Consider the following 1,047-nt stretch of genomic DNA (forward strand, 5'->3'; position numbering starts at 1 on the left):
TGCTTTTTTGATTTTATTGCTTTCATCTTGGGATAAACGTTTACGGAGTCAGCAAGAAATCGTGAAAGATATTAATGAAAAAGTTAAACAGTTTCCCGCAGTTTTTGTGTTTGCTGCGCAGGGAAATTCTCTAGGTGTGAGAGGAACTGGGCAAGGATTACAGTTTGCAATTCTTGGCAATGATTATGCAACATTACAACCCATTGCTGATAAGCTGGTGAGTACTTTACAAGATGATCCGCGTTTTATTCGCCCACGCCTTACTGTTGATGCAACACAACCGCAATTTTTCATTGAAATCAACCGAAAAAAAGCCTCCGATTTAGGGATTGATATCACCAATTTGGGCGATACATTACAAGCAATGTTGGATGGTAAAAAGATTGGTTCTATTAACGTGGATGATCATTCTTACGATGTTAAATTGATGTCGCGTAAAAATTCTATGAAGAGTCCTAGTGATTTAGAAAACATTTTTTTAAAGACCAAAGACAATCGATATGTTCCTTTATCGGTTATTGCGCGTTTACATGAAAAAGCTATCTCTCCCCAATTAAAACGGGAAAAACGCATGAGTGCTGTTATTTTAAGCGCAAATCTTGCTCCGGGTATTGCTTTAGGGGAAGCTTACCAAACGGTACAGAAAATTGCTTCTCCTTTGTTATCGAAAGGGACCTATGTAGTTCCCTTAGGGGAAGCTGAAACACTTAATGAAACATCCTCCAGTTTTATGATTGTTTTTGGCATTGCCTTTTTGATTATTTTATTGATTTTGGCTGCTCAGTTTGAAAGCTTTATTTCAGGATTTATTATCATGGCCACTGTCCCATTAGGGATTGGTTGTGCTGTAATTGCTATGCTATTGAGTGGTGTGAGTCTGAATATTTACAGCCAAATTGGATTAATTTTGTTAATTGGTGTTATGGCAAAAAATGGTATTCTTATTGTTGAATTTGCAGATCAATTACGTGATCAGGGAAGAAGCGTGCGTGAAGCCGTAGAAGAAGCAGCAAACATTCGCCTTCGTCCAGTTTGTATGACAATGAT

At 37.7% G+C, this 1,047-nt stretch carries 1 protein-coding gene; it reads left to right on the forward strand.

Features of this window, described 5'->3' with window-relative positions; all coding sequences use genetic code 11:
• Nucleotides 1-1,047: efflux RND transporter permease subunit (locus ACFIL8_RS12820; RefSeq protein WP_375689787.1), on the forward strand; the 1,047-nt coding region annotated here is incomplete at both ends.

Source organism: Bartonella sp. AP57NXGY (assembly GCF_042195805.1).
Lineage (GTDB): Bacteria > Pseudomonadota > Alphaproteobacteria > Rhizobiales > Rhizobiaceae > Bartonella.